Source organism: Anaerococcus marasmi, assembly GCF_900290195.1.
In the GTDB taxonomy this organism is placed as follows: Bacteria; Bacillota; Clostridia; order Tissierellales; family Peptoniphilaceae; genus Anaerococcus; species Anaerococcus marasmi.
Map to the genome: position 1 here is coordinate 1,206,806 of NZ_OLMF01000004.1, position 15,785 is coordinate 1,222,590.

General features: G+C 41.3%; 9 protein-coding genes, 19 tRNA genes and 4 rRNA genes. 3 read left to right on the forward strand and 29 right to left on the reverse strand.

Features of this window, described 5'->3' with window-relative positions; all coding sequences use genetic code 11:
* Positions 1 to 9: 9 nt before the first annotated feature.
* Complete coding sequence (gene mnmM, locus C7D97_RS06250) at positions 10 to 555, forward strand: tRNA 5-(aminomethyl)-2-thiouridylate-methyltransferase MnmM (protein ID WP_105301238.1); 546 nt, start codon at positions 10 to 12, stop codon at positions 553 to 555.
* Here the strand turns inward: mnmM and C7D97_RS06255 are convergent.
* Positions 552 to 1,325: an alpha/beta hydrolase gene (locus C7D97_RS06255; RefSeq protein WP_105301239.1), complete on the reverse strand. Its 774-nt coding sequence runs from the start codon at positions 1,323 to 1,325 to the stop codon at positions 552 to 554. The two genes, mnmM and C7D97_RS06255, sit on opposite strands and share 4 nt — an antisense overlap.
* A 113-nt stretch (positions 1,326 to 1,438) precedes the next feature.
* Between C7D97_RS06255 and C7D97_RS06260 the strand changes: the two genes are divergently transcribed.
* Both C7D97_RS06260 and C7D97_RS06265 read left to right on the forward strand, forming a co-directional pair.
* Entirely contained in the window at positions 1,439 to 2,497 is a 1,059-nt protein-coding gene (locus tag C7D97_RS06260; protein ID WP_105301240.1) for an SPFH domain-containing protein, read from the forward strand.
* Positions 2,497 to 2,691: a type II toxin-antitoxin system antitoxin gene (locus C7D97_RS06265; protein ID WP_105301241.1), complete on the forward strand. Its 195-nt coding sequence runs from the start codon at positions 2,497 to 2,499 to the stop codon at positions 2,689 to 2,691. Before C7D97_RS06260 ends, C7D97_RS06265 begins: the two co-directional genes overlap by 1 nt.
* A gap of 23 nt (positions 2,692 to 2,714) precedes the next feature.
* On the opposite strand, the gene C7D97_RS06270 is transcribed toward C7D97_RS06265, so the two are convergent.
* The 28 genes from C7D97_RS06270 to C7D97_RS06405 all read right to left on the reverse strand — a co-directional run bounded on the left by C7D97_RS06270 (position 2,715) and on the right by C7D97_RS06405 (position 15,777).
* Positions 2,715 to 3,050 carry a nitrous oxide-stimulated promoter family protein gene (locus C7D97_RS06270; protein ID WP_105301242.1) on the reverse strand — a complete coding sequence of 112 codons (336 nt, stop codon included), beginning with the start codon at positions 3,048 to 3,050 and terminating at the stop codon, positions 2,715 to 2,717.
* Positions 3,051 to 3,829: 779 nt separating this feature from the next.
* Positions 3,830 to 3,906, reverse strand: a tRNA-Ile gene (locus tag C7D97_RS06275).
* A 200-nt stretch (positions 3,907 to 4,106) separates the two neighbouring features.
* A tRNA-Ile gene (locus C7D97_RS06280) sits at positions 4,107 to 4,183 on the reverse strand.
* Between the two features lie 5 nt (positions 4,184 to 4,188).
* Positions 4,189 to 4,264 (reverse strand) — tRNA-Trp (locus tag C7D97_RS06285).
* A gap of 56 nt (positions 4,265 to 4,320) precedes the next feature.
* Positions 4,321 to 4,396 (reverse strand) — tRNA-Phe (locus C7D97_RS06290).
* Positions 4,397 to 4,402: 6 nt separating this feature from the next.
* Positions 4,403 to 4,496 (reverse strand) — tRNA-Ser (locus C7D97_RS06295).
* Positions 4,497 to 4,541: 45 nt separating this feature from the next.
* A tRNA-Ser gene (locus tag C7D97_RS06300) sits at positions 4,542 to 4,631 on the reverse strand.
* Positions 4,632 to 4,753: 122 nt separating this feature from the next.
* Positions 4,754 to 4,829, reverse strand: a tRNA-Lys gene (locus tag C7D97_RS06305).
* Between the two features lie 4 nt (positions 4,830 to 4,833).
* Positions 4,834 to 4,909: transfer RNA gene (locus C7D97_RS06310), tRNA-Gln, on the reverse strand.
* Positions 4,910 to 5,004: 95 nt separating this feature from the next.
* Positions 5,005 to 5,081: transfer RNA gene (locus C7D97_RS06315), tRNA-Arg, on the reverse strand.
* Between the two features lies 1 nt (position 5,082).
* Positions 5,083 to 5,156, reverse strand: a tRNA-Gly gene (locus C7D97_RS06320).
* A 15-nt stretch (positions 5,157 to 5,171) separates the two neighbouring features.
* Positions 5,172 to 5,257, reverse strand: a tRNA-Tyr gene (locus tag C7D97_RS06325).
* Between the two features lie 26 nt (positions 5,258 to 5,283).
* Positions 5,284 to 5,359, reverse strand: a tRNA-Thr gene (locus C7D97_RS06330).
* A 26-nt stretch (positions 5,360 to 5,385) separates the two neighbouring features.
* Positions 5,386 to 5,462: transfer RNA gene (locus C7D97_RS06335), tRNA-Asp, on the reverse strand.
* A gap of 111 nt (positions 5,463 to 5,573) precedes the next feature.
* A tRNA-Val gene (locus tag C7D97_RS06340) sits at positions 5,574 to 5,649 on the reverse strand.
* 169 nt (positions 5,650 to 5,818) lie between these two features.
* Positions 5,819 to 5,893, reverse strand: a tRNA-Glu gene (locus C7D97_RS06345).
* Between the two features lie 212 nt (positions 5,894 to 6,105).
* Positions 6,106 to 6,182 (reverse strand) — tRNA-Met (locus C7D97_RS06350).
* A 23-nt stretch (positions 6,183 to 6,205) separates the two neighbouring features.
* A tRNA-Leu gene (locus C7D97_RS06355) sits at positions 6,206 to 6,294 on the reverse strand.
* 11 nt (positions 6,295 to 6,305) lie between these two features.
* A tRNA-Asn gene (locus C7D97_RS06360) sits at positions 6,306 to 6,380 on the reverse strand.
* A 71-nt stretch (positions 6,381 to 6,451) separates the two neighbouring features.
* Positions 6,452 to 6,568: ribosomal RNA gene (gene rrf, locus C7D97_RS06365) — 5S ribosomal RNA — on the reverse strand.
* A 63-nt stretch (positions 6,569 to 6,631) separates the two neighbouring features.
* Positions 6,632 to 6,748 (reverse strand): 5S ribosomal RNA (rrf, locus tag C7D97_RS06370).
* 33 nt (positions 6,749 to 6,781) lie between these two features.
* Positions 6,782 to 9,917: ribosomal RNA gene (locus C7D97_RS06375) — 23S ribosomal RNA — on the reverse strand.
* A 176-nt stretch (positions 9,918 to 10,093) separates the two neighbouring features.
* A tRNA-Ala gene (locus tag C7D97_RS06380) sits at positions 10,094 to 10,169 on the reverse strand.
* Positions 10,170 to 10,283: 114 nt separating this feature from the next.
* Positions 10,284 to 11,808, reverse strand: a 16S ribosomal RNA gene (locus tag C7D97_RS06385).
* The 16S, 23S and 5S rRNA genes sit together here with 19 tRNA genes alongside, the layout of an rRNA operon.
* Before the next feature lie 404 nt (positions 11,809 to 12,212).
* Positions 12,213 to 12,440: a DUF951 domain-containing protein gene (locus tag C7D97_RS06390; RefSeq protein ID WP_105301243.1), complete on the reverse strand. Its 228-nt coding sequence runs from the start codon at positions 12,438 to 12,440 to the stop codon at positions 12,213 to 12,215.
* The gene (locus C7D97_RS06395; RefSeq protein ID WP_105301244.1) at positions 12,427 to 13,278 is read right to left on the reverse strand and encodes a mechanosensitive ion channel family protein; all 852 of its coding nucleotides are present in this window, start codon (positions 13,276 to 13,278) and stop codon (positions 12,427 to 12,429) included. The genes C7D97_RS06390 and C7D97_RS06395 overlap by 14 nt, the downstream gene beginning before the upstream one ends.
* Positions 13,271 to 13,792 (reverse strand): SGNH/GDSL hydrolase family protein, encoded by a 522-nt coding sequence (locus tag C7D97_RS06400; RefSeq protein ID WP_105301245.1) that lies wholly within the window; start codon positions 13,790 to 13,792, stop codon positions 13,271 to 13,273. Before C7D97_RS06400 ends, C7D97_RS06395 begins: the two co-directional genes overlap by 8 nt.
* On the reverse strand, positions 13,789 to 15,777 hold the full coding sequence (locus C7D97_RS06405) for an alpha-amylase family glycosyl hydrolase (protein ID WP_105301246.1): 1,989 nt from the start codon (positions 15,775 to 15,777) through the stop codon (positions 13,789 to 13,791). Before C7D97_RS06405 ends, C7D97_RS06400 begins: the two co-directional genes overlap by 4 nt.
* Positions 15,778 to 15,785 lie beyond the last annotated feature (8 nt).

Sequence of the window (15,785 nt, forward strand, 5' to 3'; positions counted from 1 at the left end):
GGAGCAATTATGATTGAAAGAGTAACAGATCTTGTTAAGGAAATTCTTATTAGAAAGAAGGATATTGACCTTGCTGTGGATATGACGGCAGGGAATGGGAATGATTCAGCCTTTATCCTTGATGTATTGGGAGCAAAAAAGTTGATTGCCTTTGATATTCAAAAGGCTGCAAGGGAAAATACCTTAAAGCTTCTTGGCCCTAGAGATAATTTTATCTTTATTTTGGACAGTCATGCCAATATTGATAAGTACATCAAAGAAAAAATTGACTTAGCCGTCTATAATTTAGGCTATCTACCAAATTCTGATAAGACTATCACTACTAGAGCCGATTCTACTATAGAAAGTTTAGAGAAGGTCCTAAGTCTTTTAAGAAAAAAGGGCAGGGTACTTATAACCATCTATCCAGGCCATGCCCAAGGAAAGATTGAAGCAGATAAGCTTGATCATTTCCTAGAAGAACTTGATCCAAGGGACTTTGCCATTCTCAAACTATCCTACCCAAACAAGAAAGACATCTCCCCCTATGTAATCACAATAGAGAAGAAATCCTAAATATTTTCTCTAATAAAGTCATTAGTTAAGGCAAATATCTCAAGTCTTTTCTCATAACTTGTGAAGTTATGGCCGACATTTTCTATTTCTATATATTTACAATCCGTGAACTTCTCTTCTAGGAGGCTCATGGATTCTTTTTCTATTACGGGATCCTTCTCTCCCCTAATCATAAGGACCTTGCCCTTATATTCTTCCGCCATTTCTAGAAAATTATATTTCCTACTATCTTCTACAATCTTAGCCGATAGTCTAAGACCTCCCAGGTCCTTTTCCCCAAGTATTTGACTTTTGGATAAATCATCTAAGGACCTTATAAGATTTGAGTTTTCCAAGGAATAGTTGCTTCCTGGTGCATAGAGTATAAGGCCCTTAGGCTCCTTAAGCTGGGCTAGCTTTATGGCGACAGCCCCTCCCATGGAGTGGGCCCTGATAAATATCTTATCCCTATCTACAAATTTCTCTTCTTCCACAAAGTCATAGATAATCTGGGCGTCTTCTATCTGTCTAGTGAAGGTTAGATCGAAAAAACTTCCCTCGCTTTCACCGCATCCCCTAAAGTCAAATCTATAAACCAGAAAACCCGCCGCAGTGAGATATTTTGCATGCTGGATAGACATATAATTAATCCCATTTCTATCATCCATAAGACCATGGAAAAATATTATTGCTGGGTATTTTTTATTTTCACAAAAATCATCAGGAGCATTGAGGACTCCCCTGATTAGGTCATTGTTTTTAGCTCTGATACTTTTATATAAATATTTCATATATCCTCCTAGCATATATTTACCCCAAAGCTTATGTAAAATCTATCCAAACCTATTGACCAAATGAAATGAAAGTGATATCATTATGATATTAAATATATAAGGAGTAAAATATGGACAAGTTAGAAAAGAAACTCGAAAACTCTGATAATGTCGAAGAGAAGATCCTTAAGGCAAAGAAGAATGGTCTTCTAATGCTTTTGGTCTACTTTATTCTCCTGGCAGGAGCAATTTTAACGATAGCAGTAAATGGTAATATTATCGATAGCGGTAATTACTCAAGCCTAAATATAGTATTTCTAGTAATAGGAATAGTCTTTGCAGCCTTAGGTTGGATTATGCTTTTAGGTCTTAAGCTTCTAAAACCTCAAGAATCACTGGTTCTAACACTTTTTGGTAAATATATTGGAACTATAAAGGGCGAGGGCTTCTATTATGTGAATCCTTTCGTTTCAGCAGTAAATCCTGCTGCCAACACCAAATTAGGCCAATCTGGGGATGTGAGTGATGGCATAAAGATTTTTGATAAGTCTAATTCCTACCAATCTACCAATAAGAAAATTTCCCTAAAGGTAATGACCCTAAATAACAGCAAACAAAAGATCAACGATTATTTAGGAAATCCTGTAGAAATAGGCATAGCAGTAATGTGGAAGGTAAACGACACTGCCAAGGCAGTATTTAATGTAGACAATTACAAGGAATATCTATCCCTACAGACAGATACAGCCCTAAGAAATATTGTTCGCCAATATCCTTACGATGTAAACCCTCATTATCAAATCGATACAACAGGCGATGGAGAGCCAGATGATGGATCTCTTAGAGGTTCTAGTGAAATAGTAGCTAGAAGAATCAAAGAAGAAATTCAAAAAAGAGTAGAATTTGCAGGTCTTGAGATAATAGAAGCAAGGATTACCCACCTATCTTATTCATCTGAAATCGCCGCAGCGATGCTTCAAAGACAACAAGCATCAGCCCTAATCGACGCTAGAGCCATGTTAGTAGATGGAGCAGTGGGCATGGTAGAGATGGCTCTTGAAAAGCTTGAAGAAAATGGAGTAGTCGACCTAGACGAAGAAAGAAAAGCAGCCATGGTATCAAACCTCCTAGTTGTTCTTTGTGGCAACCATGAAGCAAGCCCAATAGTCAATACAGGAAGCTTATATTAATGGCCAAAAAACAAATACCCCTAAGGGTGTCGGAAAAGCTCTACAAGCAAATTGCCCAATGGGCCGAGGATGATTTTAGATCAATAAATGGACAGATAGAATACCTCCTCACAGAATGTGTCAAACAAAGAAAAAAAGACGGCAAATATGTCTCAGAAACTATAGATGAACCATTAGACTTAGATATCGAGTAAAGAAAAGAGTCCTACTGTAAATATTATTTTCTGTAGGACTTTTTACTTGCAAGTTTTCTTATAAAACTAGATTTATATAATAGATGTTTTATAGACTTGCCTGGTCTATAGAAGATAAAGCGTGGACCTGAAAATCTCATAATCTCTCGAATCTCGCATCGCTTTTCTGGCTCATAGCAATGAATCTTACAATAAGAGCAAAAAGGCTTATTAGAACCATGAGGGCAAGAAGAAAGCTTACTTTTGACATAAGCCTTAAGATCACTAATATCACCATCAGAAAACCTATCATTCTTCCTATGATACAAATCAATCATCTCACAAACTATTTCATACTCTTCACATAGCTTTCTATCCATAACCCCCTCCTTTACACTAACACTATACTAGATATGTATATATTTAGCTTATATTATTTACAAATATTAGATCAAAATGAAATAAACAGAACTTAAAATAAAAATAGTGACAGGTTCACTTAAACGAATACAAAAAATACAGAAAACTTAATAATATAATCATAACCATACAGTCAAAAAACACCTCGTAATTGAGATGTTTGGTGGGACTTAAGGGACTCGAACCCTGTGATCTTGTCCCTTGTAGGGTTTTAAATGCGTTAGCATTTAAAATCTCTGAGGCGAATGGAATGAACCCAGTAAACACTTATGAGCGTGCTCATAACCGGTTGTGGGTAAAAAAACACCTCGTAATTGAGATGTTTGCTGGGCCTTACGGGACTCGAAGCCTGGACCTGATAAAGGTCCTAAATGGACCTTTATCCCGAAAACTTAGCACGAAGTGCACTTAAATAGCCGTTGACTTCGGCTATTTAAGCCGAATACATAGTGCGATAGCACGAAAAGATTCACAAGAATCGAGTATTCGCAAAAGCTTACGAAGTAAGCGAGTTTTCGTGCGGCCTCTCATAACCGGTACGGCGGGCAAAAAAACACCTCGTAATTGAGATGTTTGGTGGGCCTTTCGGGACTCGAAGCCTGCGACCTTGTCCCTTGTAGGGTTTTAAATGCGTTAGCATTTAAAATCTCTGAGGCGAATGAAATGAGCCCAGAGAACAGTTATGAGCGTGCTCATAACCGGTTGTGGGTAAAAAAAAACACCTCGTAATTGAGATGTTTGGTGGGCCTCCAGGGACTCGAACCCTGGACCTACCGGTTATGAGCCGGGCGCTCTAACCGACTGAGCTAGAGGCCCACAATATAATTTTCTTAAGTAATTCTTTTATAAAAAACAAAGGTTATGTGCCAGGTAAATACCCGTTGATTTCGGGTATTTACCCCGAAAACATAGCACTATAGTGCGAAAAGCTTCGAAGAAGCGAGTTTTCGTGCGCTCTAACTGACTGAGCTAGAGGCCCACAATAACTTCCGTTAAAGTATTACTTAATTTTAAAGTGGTGGACCTGAGTAGACTCGAACTACCGACCTCACGCTTATCAGGCGTGCGCTCTAACCACCTGAGCTACAGGTCCATATTTGGCAGGGGAGACAGGATTTGAACCCGCGACATCCGGTTTTGGAGACCGACGTTCTGCCAGCTGAACTACTCCCCTAGATTGAATAGTTATAATAACCGGTCGTTGATATAAACCTATCCATCCAAAAAAATTGGTGCCCAGAGGCGGAATCGAACCACCGACACGGGGATTTTCAGTCCCCTGCTCTACCGACTGAGCTATCTGGGCTTGTTATGGCGGAGAAGGAGGGATTTGAACCCTCGCATCCCTTTTGAAAGGATCTACTCCCTTAGCAGGGGAGCCTCTTCAGCCACTTGAGTACTTCTCCTTAAGCTTGTTAATAAGCTTACATATCCGCTAATAAAAGCGATATTGGCGGAGAGGAAGGGATTCGAACCCTTGTGAGCCAAAGACTCTAACGGTTTTCAAGACCGCCCCGTTATGACCGCTTCGGTACCTCTCCATATATTTAATTATTGATAAGTAATCAAATGGCTAGAAAATAAACATATCCATAAAATTAAATCGTCGAGGATATCGACGAATTTCCAACACCATCCCTAAAACGGGATGAGTGCTGATAATTGGTGACCCATCGGAGATTCGAACTCCGGACACCCTGATTAAAAGTCAGGTGCTCTACCGGCTGAGCTAATGGATCATATTGGCTGGGATAGCAGGACTCGAACCTACGCATACCAGAGTCAAAGTCTGGTGCCTTACCGACTTGGCTATATCCCAACGTTCAAAGTACGGTATAATTATATCATAACTTAAATCTGCTGTCAAGCTTTTTTTATAATTAAGTTCTTACCTTTTCTATTAGAAATTGTCTTTGGCGCGCCCTCCAGGATTCGAACCTGGGACACACGGATTAGAAGTCCGATGCTCTATCCAGCTGAGCTAAGGGCGCATGGAGCGGGTGAAGGGAATCGAACCCTCGCAACCAGCTTGGAAGGCTGGGGCTCTACCACTGAGCTACACCCGCAAAGATGTAAAAGGTTGGTGGGGATGAGCGGATTCGAACCACTGAAAGCAAAGCTAACGGATTTACAGTCCGTCCCATTTGGCCAACTCTGGAACATCCCCACATATTTAATTATCCAAATTCTTATTGGAGCTGATGATAGGACTTGAACCTACAACCTATTGATTACAAATCAATTGCTCTACCAATTGAGCTACATCAGCATATTGGATCACTATTGCAATCCAAATGGCGACCTGGATGAGATTCGAACTCACGACCTCCGCCGTGACAGGGCGGCATTCTAACCAGCTGAACTACCAGGCCATAAACACGCCTCTCCGGCGTATAGAGGAGCCTCCACGGAGTGGTGTCAAATACGACATCACTTCAAACGAAGATTTTCCTAAAATGATAATTTATGAATAAATTATCTTCTGGTGGAAGTAACAGGGCTCGAACCTGTGACCCCCTGCTTGTAAGGCAGATGCTCTCCCAACTGAGCTATACTTCCAAATTGTGACCCTACCAAGATTCGTAACTCAGTCAGCTGTGCTGTTTCAAATCGTTAGATTTGAAATCTTTGAGACGAACGTTAGTGAGTCCAAAGAACTTACCGCCGTGCACACGGTGGTATCCTCTGATACGAAGATGTTCTTTATATAACCTAACTAGGTTAATTATGGTGACCCTACCGAGATTCGAACTCGGGATACCACCGTGAAAGGGTGGTGTCTTAACCGCTTGACCATAGGGCCTTATATATAATAATCGTTATATTAAATTTATCTTATAATATTGAAGCTTCGCTTCAAGTGTCTTTGTCGTCTACATAACGAAATCAAAGATTTCTATTTCGCGACATTTGACCTACCATCGATTTGTTTCACAAATCGGGTTAGGATCAAGAACCGCTTGACCATAGGGCCATAAATGTTATGAACTATTATTCACTTAAATATAATTTAAATGGTTGCGGGAGTAGGATTTGAACCTACGACCTTCGGGTTATGAGCCCGACGAGCTACCAACCTGCTCCATCCCGCGATAATTGTAGAGTAGTGGTATAATGGTGCCGAGAATCGGAATCGAACCGATACGGTGTTTGACCACCGCAGGATTTTAAGTCCTGTGCGTCTGCCAGTTCCGCCACCCCGGCGCATCAATAATTGGCGCTCAGGGTGGGACTCGAACCCACAACCTACCGGTTAACAGCCGGGTGCTCCACCATTGAGCTACCTAAGCATCGCAGTGATTTAATTATAACATCAATTTTAATCACTGTCAACATTTTTATCTAACTTGCTTAGATATTTGTTTAGCTACTTCCTAGTCTCCCGGGAGGTTTCCCTCCGAGTACCATCGGCGTTATGAGGCTTAACTTCTGTGTTCGGTATGGGAACAGGTGTATCCCTCATGCTATCGTAACTATACTATAGGTTAACAATCTTTCACAAGCCTCCCCCTTCTAAGGGAGACTCACTTATAGATTTTTTGTTTAGCGGCTTCCTAGTCTCCCGGGAGGTTTCCCTCCGAGTACCATCGGCGTTGTTAGGCTTAACTTCTGTGTTCGGTATGGGAACAGGTGTATCCCTAGCGCTATCGCCACTATACTTTTTGAACCTTCTAAATAGCAATAAATATTTCCAGTCAAGAGTAAAAGTATTAGTATCCATTAGCTTAATACATTACTGCACTTACACCCTGGACCTATCAAAGGTATTTTCTTTACCTACTCTGAGAAATCTTATCTTGAGGCCTGCTTCGTACTTAGATGCTTTCAGTACTTATCAATTCCACACGTAGCTACCCAGCTATGCTCCTGGCGGAACAACTGGTACACCAGAGGTGTGTCCATCCCGGTCCTCTCGTACTAGGGACAGATCCTCTCAAATTTCTTACGCCCACGCTGGATAGGGACCGAACTGTCTCACGACGTTCTGAACCCAGCTCGCGTGCCTCTTTAATGGGCGAACAGCCCAACCCTTGGGACCTACTTCAGCCCCAGGATGAGACGAGCCGACATCGAGGTGCCAAACCTCCCCGTCGATGTGGACTCTTGGGGGAGATAAGCCTGTTATCCCCGGGGTAGCTTTTATCCGTTGAGCGATGGCCCTTCCATGCGGTGCCACCGGATCACTAAGTCCGTATTTCTACTCTGCGCAACTTGTAGGTTTTGCAGTTAAGCTCGCTTCTGCCTTTGTACTCTGCGAATGGTTTCCGTCCATTCTGAGCGAACCTTTGAACGCCTCCGTTACTTTTTGGGAGGCGACCGCCCCAGTCAAACTGCCCAACTGACAATGTCCGATGCCCTGATTCAAGGGTCATCGTTAGAACTTTAATATTAGAGGGTTGGTATCCCAAGGGTGACTCCACATACACTGGCGTGCGTGTTTCTAAGTCTCCCAACTATCCTGTACGTCTAATCTCAAAGTCCAATATCAGCCTACAGTAAAGCTCCACGGGGTCTTTCCGTCCTAGCGTGGGTAAGTCGCATCTTCACGACTACTACAATTTCACCGGATCCTTTGTTGAGACAGTGCCCAAATCGTTACACCTTTCGTGCGGGTCGGAACTTACCCGACAAGGAATTTCGCTACCTTAGGACCGTTATAGTTACGGCCGCCGTTTACTGGGGCTTAAGTTCTAGCCTTCGCATTCGCTAAGCCTTCCCCTTAACCTTCCAGCACCGGGCAGGTGTCAGCTCCTATACTTCATCTTTCGATTTTGCAGAAACTTGTGTTTTTGGTAAACAGTCGCTTGGGCCTGGTTTCTGTGGCCAGATCGCTCTGGCTCCCCTTCTCCCGAAGTTACGGGGACATTTTGCCGAGTTCCTTAACAAAGGTTCTTCCGCGCGTCTTGGTATTCTCTACCTCCCTACCTGTGTCGGTTTTGGTACGGGCGCTTTGGTCTTGATAGTGACTTTTCTTGGCAATTTGAAATCAGCTACTTCTCTACTTGTGTTTTCGATACCTATCAAAGCTTGGCCGTTTGTCATGCGGATTTGCCTACATGACAGCCTTACTTTTTAGACTAGCATCCATCAGCTAGCTTAGCTTATCCTCTTGCGTCATCACTTCTCTATAGCGACTTTAAGCGGTACAGGAATTTAAACCTGTTATCCATCGGCTACGCCTTTCGGCCTCGCCTTAGGTCCCGACTTACCCTGAGGGGACGAGCCTTGCTCAGGAATCCTTAGGGTTTCGACGGGGATGATTCTCACATCCCTTCTCGCTACTCATGCCAGCATTCTCTCTTGTATGCGCTCCACACGTGCTTTCGCTTATGCTTCTTCGCCCATACAATGCTCCTCTACCACTGGTAGAGAAATTAAATCTAGACATAAAGATGTTTGGTTAGTGAATACTTACCAGGTTCATACTATTGTATGACTGTTATTCGGTGATAATTTCATGACCTAACTCCAAAACTTGTTTTGGTTAGTAGGTCAGACGTCGCAACGTTTCAAATCTTTGATTTGTCATGTTGCCGACGATAGTAATTTACAACTTACCTTTTTACGTAATTTGATTTGTTACTCGTTATTATCTTGATTGTTTAAATATTTCCTAGTTAAGTTTTCTTTTACCTTTTCTCTTTTTGTGATAGATTTAAATTCTCTACCAATCCGAAGCTTCGGTACTGGATTTTAGCCCCGTTCATTTTCGGCGCAAACCCACTTGACCAGTGAGCTATTACGCATTCTTTAAATGCATGGCTGCTTCTAAGCCAACGTCCTGGTTGTCTTAGTAGGTTCACATCCTTTTCCACTTAATCCAGATTTTGGGACCTTAGCTGTCGGTCTGGGCTGTTTCCCTTTCGACTTAGAAGCTTATCCCTCTAAGTCTGACTCCTTGATCTGATTTTTTGGCATTCGGAGTTTGATAGGTTTTGGTACGGTAAGCCGCCCTAGACCATTCAGTGCTCTACCTCCTTAAATCTTAATCAAAGGCTAGCCCTAAAGCTATTTCGAGGAGAACCAGCTATATCCGAGTTCGTTTGGTTTTTCGCCCCTATCCACAGTTCATCCGATACGTTTTAAACCGTACCCGGTTCGAGCCTCCAGTGAATTTTACTTCACCTTCACTCTGACCATGGATAGATCACCCGGTTTCGGGTCTATTGCAACAAACTAATCGCCCTATTAAGACTCGCTTTCGCTTTGGCTTCATCTCTTAAAGATTTAACCTTGCTTATTACAATAACTCGCTGGCCCATTCTACAAAAGGTACGACATCAGGCTGTTGCCCTCTGTCTGCTTGTAGGCACTAGGTTTCAGGTTCTGTTTCACTCCCCTTTCGGGGTTCTTTTCACCTTTCCCTCACGGTACTTGTTCGCTATCGGTCACATGTTAGTATTTAGCCTTAGGGGATGGTCCCCCTATCTTCACAACGGATTCCTCGTGTCCGGTGCTACTTTCCTCCCTGGTTTATTTAGTTTTCATCTACAAGACTTTCACTTTCTTTGGTTCATCTTCCCAGATGATTCGACTAACTAGATATTCCTCAATGGATTAGGCTCTTTTCTTTTCGCTCGCCGCTACTTGGAAAATCGAGTTTTCTTTCTTTTCCTCCTGTTACTTAGATGTTTCAGTTCACAGGGTCTTGCTTTACTAAGCTATGTATTCACTTAGTAATGACTGTGTCTTCCACAGCCGGGTTTCCCCATTCGGAGACCTAGGGGTCAGTGCTTGTTGTGAGCTTGCCCTAGTTTTCGTTCACTTACGTCCTTCTTCGCCTTCATGTGCCAAGGCATCCACCTTGCGCCCTTTCTTTCTTGACTGGAAATATTTTTTGCTATTTAGTTTTATCTTAGCTATTGCTAAGTGGTTCAGTTTCTAATGACTCTATCTTTTGCCAAACTCGTCGGCTTGCTGACAAAGTTTCTTCGAAACTTTGAAACGCCGCGACGTCTGACCTTCCATCAATTTTGCTTCGCAAAATTGGGATAGGTCATTATGGTGGAGATAAAGAGATTCGAACTCTTGACCCCCTGCGTGCAAGGCAGGTGCTCTCCCAGCTGAGCTATATCCCCATGTTTTATATTGTTTTTAATTTAAATTTTCTTAGATACCTTAATATTTTAATATCAACGATCTTTATATTCTTTTCCGTGTGAGAAGTCAACGTGTCGACTTCTCATCCTTAGAAAGGAGGTGATCCAGCCGCACCTTCCGATACGGCTACCTTGTTACGACTTCACCCCAGTTACTGACCCTACCTTCGACTGCTGCTCCCAAAGGTTAGCTCACAGGCTTCGGGTATTGCCAACTTCCATGGTGTGACGGGCGGTGTGTACAAGACCCGGGAACGCATTCACCGCAGCATTCTGATCTGCGATTACTAGCAACTCCAACTTCATGCACTCGAGTTGCAGAGTGCAATCCGAACTGGGACAGGCTTTTTGAGTTTCGCTTGACTTCACAGTTTCGCTTCCCTCTGTACCTGCCATTGTAGCACGTGTGTAGCCCAAGTCATAAAGGGCATGATGATTTGACGTCATCCCCACCTTCCTCCGGTTTGTCACCGGCAGTATTGCTAGAGTCCCCAACTTAATGATGGTAACTAACAATAGGGGTTGCGCTCGTTATGGGACTTAACCCAACATCTCACGACACGAGCTGACGACAACCATGCACCACCTGTATTACAGTCTTCCGAAGAAGTAAGAATTTATCTCTAAATCCCTCCGTAATATGTCAAGACTTGGTAAGGTTCTTCGCGTTGCGTCGAATTAAACCACATGCTCCGCTGCTTGTGCGGGTCCCCGTCAATTCCTTTGAGTTTCACACTTGCGTGCGTACTCCCCAGGCGGAGTGTTTATTGCGTTAGCTGCGGCACCCAGATTTTTCCAGACACCTAACACTCATCGTTTACGGCGTGGACTACCAGGGTATCTAATCCTGTTTGCTACCCACGCTTTCGTACCTCAGCGTCAGTTTATGGCCAGAAAGTCGCCTTCGCCACTGGTATTCCTCCTAATATCTGCGCATTTCACCGCTACACTAGGAATTCCACTTTCCCTTCCATACCTCAAGATGAACAGTTTTAAAAGCTTACTATAGTTGAGCTATAGGATTTCACTTCTAACTTGCTTATCCGCCTACGTACCCTTTACGCCCAATGATTCCGGACAACGCTCGGACCTTACGTATTACCGCGGCTGCTGGCACGTAATTAGCCGGTCCTTATTCGTATGGTACTGTCATTTTCTTCCCATACAAAAGATTTTTACAACCCGAAGGCCTTCTAAATCACGCGGCGTCGCTGCATCAGGGTTGCCCCCATTGTGCAAAATTCCCCACTGCTGCCTCCCGTAGGAGTCTGGGCCGTGTCTCAGTCCCAATGTGGCCGTACACTCTCTCAAGCCGGCTACTGATCGTTGCCTTGGTAGGCTGTTACCCCACCAACTAGCTAATCAGACGTGAGTCCATCTTACACCGATAAATCTTTGATAAGCTCTTCATGCGAAGAGTTTATATCATAGGGTATTATTCGTCGTTTCCAACGGCTATCCCCTTGTGCAAGGCAGGTTACTCACGCGTTACTCACCCGTCCGCCACTAATCCACTTAAATTCATTCCGAAGAAATCATTTAAGCTTCATCGTTCGACTTGCATGTGTTATGCACGCCGCCAGCGTTTATCCTGAGCCAGGATCAAACTCTCATAAATAATATGAGCCGTTTTTATTCTGGCTTATTCATTTACATCTGACTTATATCAAATGCGTGATTTAAATTTTGTCCTTATCTCTTATATATAAGGATAAGAATCATTGTTATATAAAGAAATTAACTAAAGGTTTTAGTTGTTTTCGTTTATATCTTATATAACTAAAAGTTATATAGATCGTTGATATTATTTTTTAAGGTTCATGTCATTCGCTTACCGCGTTGACTCTTATATAGTACCACGGTCATTTTCTTTTGTCAAGCTTTTTTTGAATTTTTTTATTTAATTCAGCTTTTCTCGCTTGCCATCTCCCGAATGACAATTAATATAATACACTCTTATTTTTCTTTTGTCAATTTTTTTATTAAAAAAATCGCCGATTCTTTTTAAACGGCGATTTTTACTTATTCTTCATCAGGATTGTAGTTGACTATGGCTACCATCTTTCCATCTTTATCTTTTATTTTTCTTATTTTTTTGTCGAAGTCTAATCTTTTCATCCATATATTTTTATCACAACCTAGACATTTCAGTTTTATATCTGCTCCCATTCTTTGGATTTGCCATAAGTTTTCTCCGCATGGATGACCTTTCTTTAGACTTACAATATCATCTACTTTATATTTCTTCATTTTCTTCATACTCCACTAGGGCGCTTTTTATTTTTCTTTTTTCCATTTCATATTTTATCATCTCGCGAGCCTGTCTTCCTATTTGCCATTGCTCACCAACTTTTACTGTCGCAGTAATTCTCACCTTATAAGAGAAGGCTTCTAGAGAATTTATTTCAAATATTTTAAACCTCTCTATAAATAAGCCCTTATTCTCTTCTTTGTCTAAGAGCTTCTTGCTGATATCGTCAACCATGTCTTTTATTTCATCTAAAGGCGTATCATATGATACTGAAAATGTCGTATCAGCAATCATTTCTCCTCTGTTGAAGTTTTGGACACTGGTTATTTGTGAGTTTGGTATTATGTGAAGTGAGCCATTAAAATCTCTTACTTTTGTTACTCTAAAGTCTAAGTCTTCAACTTCTCCTTCTATACCTGCTACCTTTACCCATTCTCCAACTCTTATTTTATCATCTACTATTATTAGGATTCCTTTTATGAAATCTGCAATGACAGTTTGAGTTCCTAAAGCTAGCGCCACACCTCCAACTCCAGCTGTAGCTATTAGGGTTGAGGTATTTATTCCAAAAACATCTAGTATTAGGGTTATTGCTATAAATATTACCACTACTCTAATAACAGAATATATTGCACTAGATATGGTGTTTACCTTGTTCTGGTTAAGAGATGATTTTTGCACAGCTTTTCCTTCTAGCAATTTATTAATTAACCTTTTGAGGATATTTAATATTAGTTTGCTAACAATAAGGATTATAACTATAGCTACGAGAGCGAATATTATCTTGTTTTTCATCAAATCTCTTACAACTTGTGTATCTTCTATTTGATCAATCATTTACTATCCTTAATATTTCTTTCGTTAATTTTTCATGAAAATCACTAGCTAGATGTATGCCATCAATGAATCTTCCTTCGATCTTCCTTGAATCTATCATATAAGTATCCTTCCTATATGATAAGTCTTCTTTGAAAATCTCATAGAATAAATCTATTTTGTCGTTAGTCATTTTATAGGCTGGAAATATGCTTTCCTCTTCGACATAACTAGGGATTATCAGAATTTTTTTTGAAACATCCGACATTTCTAGTATACTTTTAAGATTTTCATAGGCAAATTGAGCAGATATTCCATTCAAAAAGTCATTCGTCCCACCAAACACTACTAGGACATCTTCTCTTTCTTCTGCCTCAAACCTCTTGTATCTTTCTAGCATTTCCTCCGTTGTCGATCCATTAACACCTAGGTTTCTAACGAGAAAGCCCGCCTTCTCGAGAAAGCGGGTGTAGTTTTTATCTTCTACAAGATAGCCTTGGGTGAATGAATCTCCTAAGCAAATTATCTTTGTCATATCTTCTTTAAGGCAAGACCTGTCCTAGATGGGATGTAGATCTTTATACCGTCATAGTCTGTTCCAGAAAGCTTTTCTGTCTGATAAGTAAATTCGTGACTTATCCTATCAAATCCCCCAAATCTTCCTTCATCAGTATCCATTAGGACTTTGAATTCTCCTATATCATGGATTGGCAATTGGAAGGATTCATATGAGTTTTCTGGGTGGAAGTTAAAGATATATACTATATCCTTGTTTCTAAATGCTATGATTTTTCTGTCATTATCTATCCACAGTCTGTATGTTTCGCCCGCTAGTTGATCATTTTCCTTAGAAAATTCTATCATGGCATTGTCGAAATTATTTAGGAATTGATATTTTAGGTCTTTAGAGTCAGCCAAGGACCATTGGCGTCTAGCGTAATGATAGGAATAGCCGTTTCCTTCTCGCGGAAAGTCAATCCATTCAGGATGGCCGAATTCGTTACCCATAAAGTTGAGGTAGGCATCAGCTCCCATGGATATCGTGATCCATCTTATCATCTTGTGAAGAGCGATTGCCCTATCGATGATCATATTATGGTCGTCTTTTCTCATATTCCAATACATTTCTTGATCAGCTAGTCTAAATATTGTAGTTTTTGATCCTACTAGGGCCTGGTCATGGCTTTCTACGTAGGACACCCTCTTTTCTTCTGGTCTGTGAGTTGATAGTTCATACCACATCTTAGATAGGTCCCAATCTTCATCTCGTTTTTCTAGGGACTTCTCCCAGAAATCTGGCATTCCCATAGCAAGCCTATAGTCAAAGCCAATTCCACCGTATTCTATTGGAAGACACATTCCTGGCATGCCGCTCATATCTTCTGCTATTGTTATAGCGTCCTTTTTGATTTCTCTTATAAGTTCGTTGGCAAGCTGCAAGTAGTTTAGGGCTTCTATGTCTGTATTCATGGAGAAGTATTTAGCATATGAGTCGAAGGCTTCTCCTCTTCCGTGGTCCTTGTAGATCATAGAAGTCACTCCATCGAATCTAAATCCATCAAAGTGAAACTCTTCTAGCCAATATTTTATATTTGATAGGAGAAAATGGCAGACTCCTGGTTTTTTGTAATCGAATAACTTAGAGTCCCAATCAGGGTGGTTTCCTTCACCTCCATCATGGAAGAACTGGTAGCTTGTTCCATCAAATTCATTGATGCCTTCGGCCGTATTCTTTACAGAATGTGAGTGAACCAAGTCCATAATCACATTGATTCCTTCCTTGTGGCAAGCATTTATGAGTGATTTTAATTCATCATTTTCTCCATACCAAGAGCTTGGTGCGAAGAAGTTTGATACTTGATAACCAAAAGACCCGTAATAAGGGTGCTCTGCTATAGCCATAAGTTGGATTGTGTTATATCCGTCCTTTTTTATTCTTGGAAGGACATTTTTCTCGAATTCCTTATAGGAAGAAACTTTACCGTCTTCTCCAGCCATTCCTATATGAGCTTCATATATCAAAAGATCATCTTTTTGGATTTTGAAGTCATCATCTTCCCATTTGAATTTCTTCCTAGGATTTTGGATTAGGGCCGCATAGTCTAACTCGTCGTTTCTTTCAACCCTAGTAGCGTACAAAGGAACCCTATCTCTTATGGCCCCATTTGCATCTACCAGGACCTTGATTCTTGATTTGTGAGGGAGAGTCCTGATTCCCTTAATCTCTATCTCCCAATCTTCGTCATTTATTTTTGTAAGAGGATGGGAATGTCTGTCCCATCCGTTAAAGTCACCTATAAGGTAGAGCCCGTCTGCATTAGGAGCCCACTCCCTGTATATCCAGCCAGTTTTTGTCTTGTGAAAGCCGTAATAGTTATGTGCATTGGCAAATTCCGTGAGTCTTTTTCCATCTCCTAAAAGTTTTTCTTTTTGCCTTTCGTAAGATTCCATCCTCAAATTAATATCATTTTCATAATCTTTAAGCCAAGGATCTATATTTAATATTTCCCACTTTGCCATAGCATACT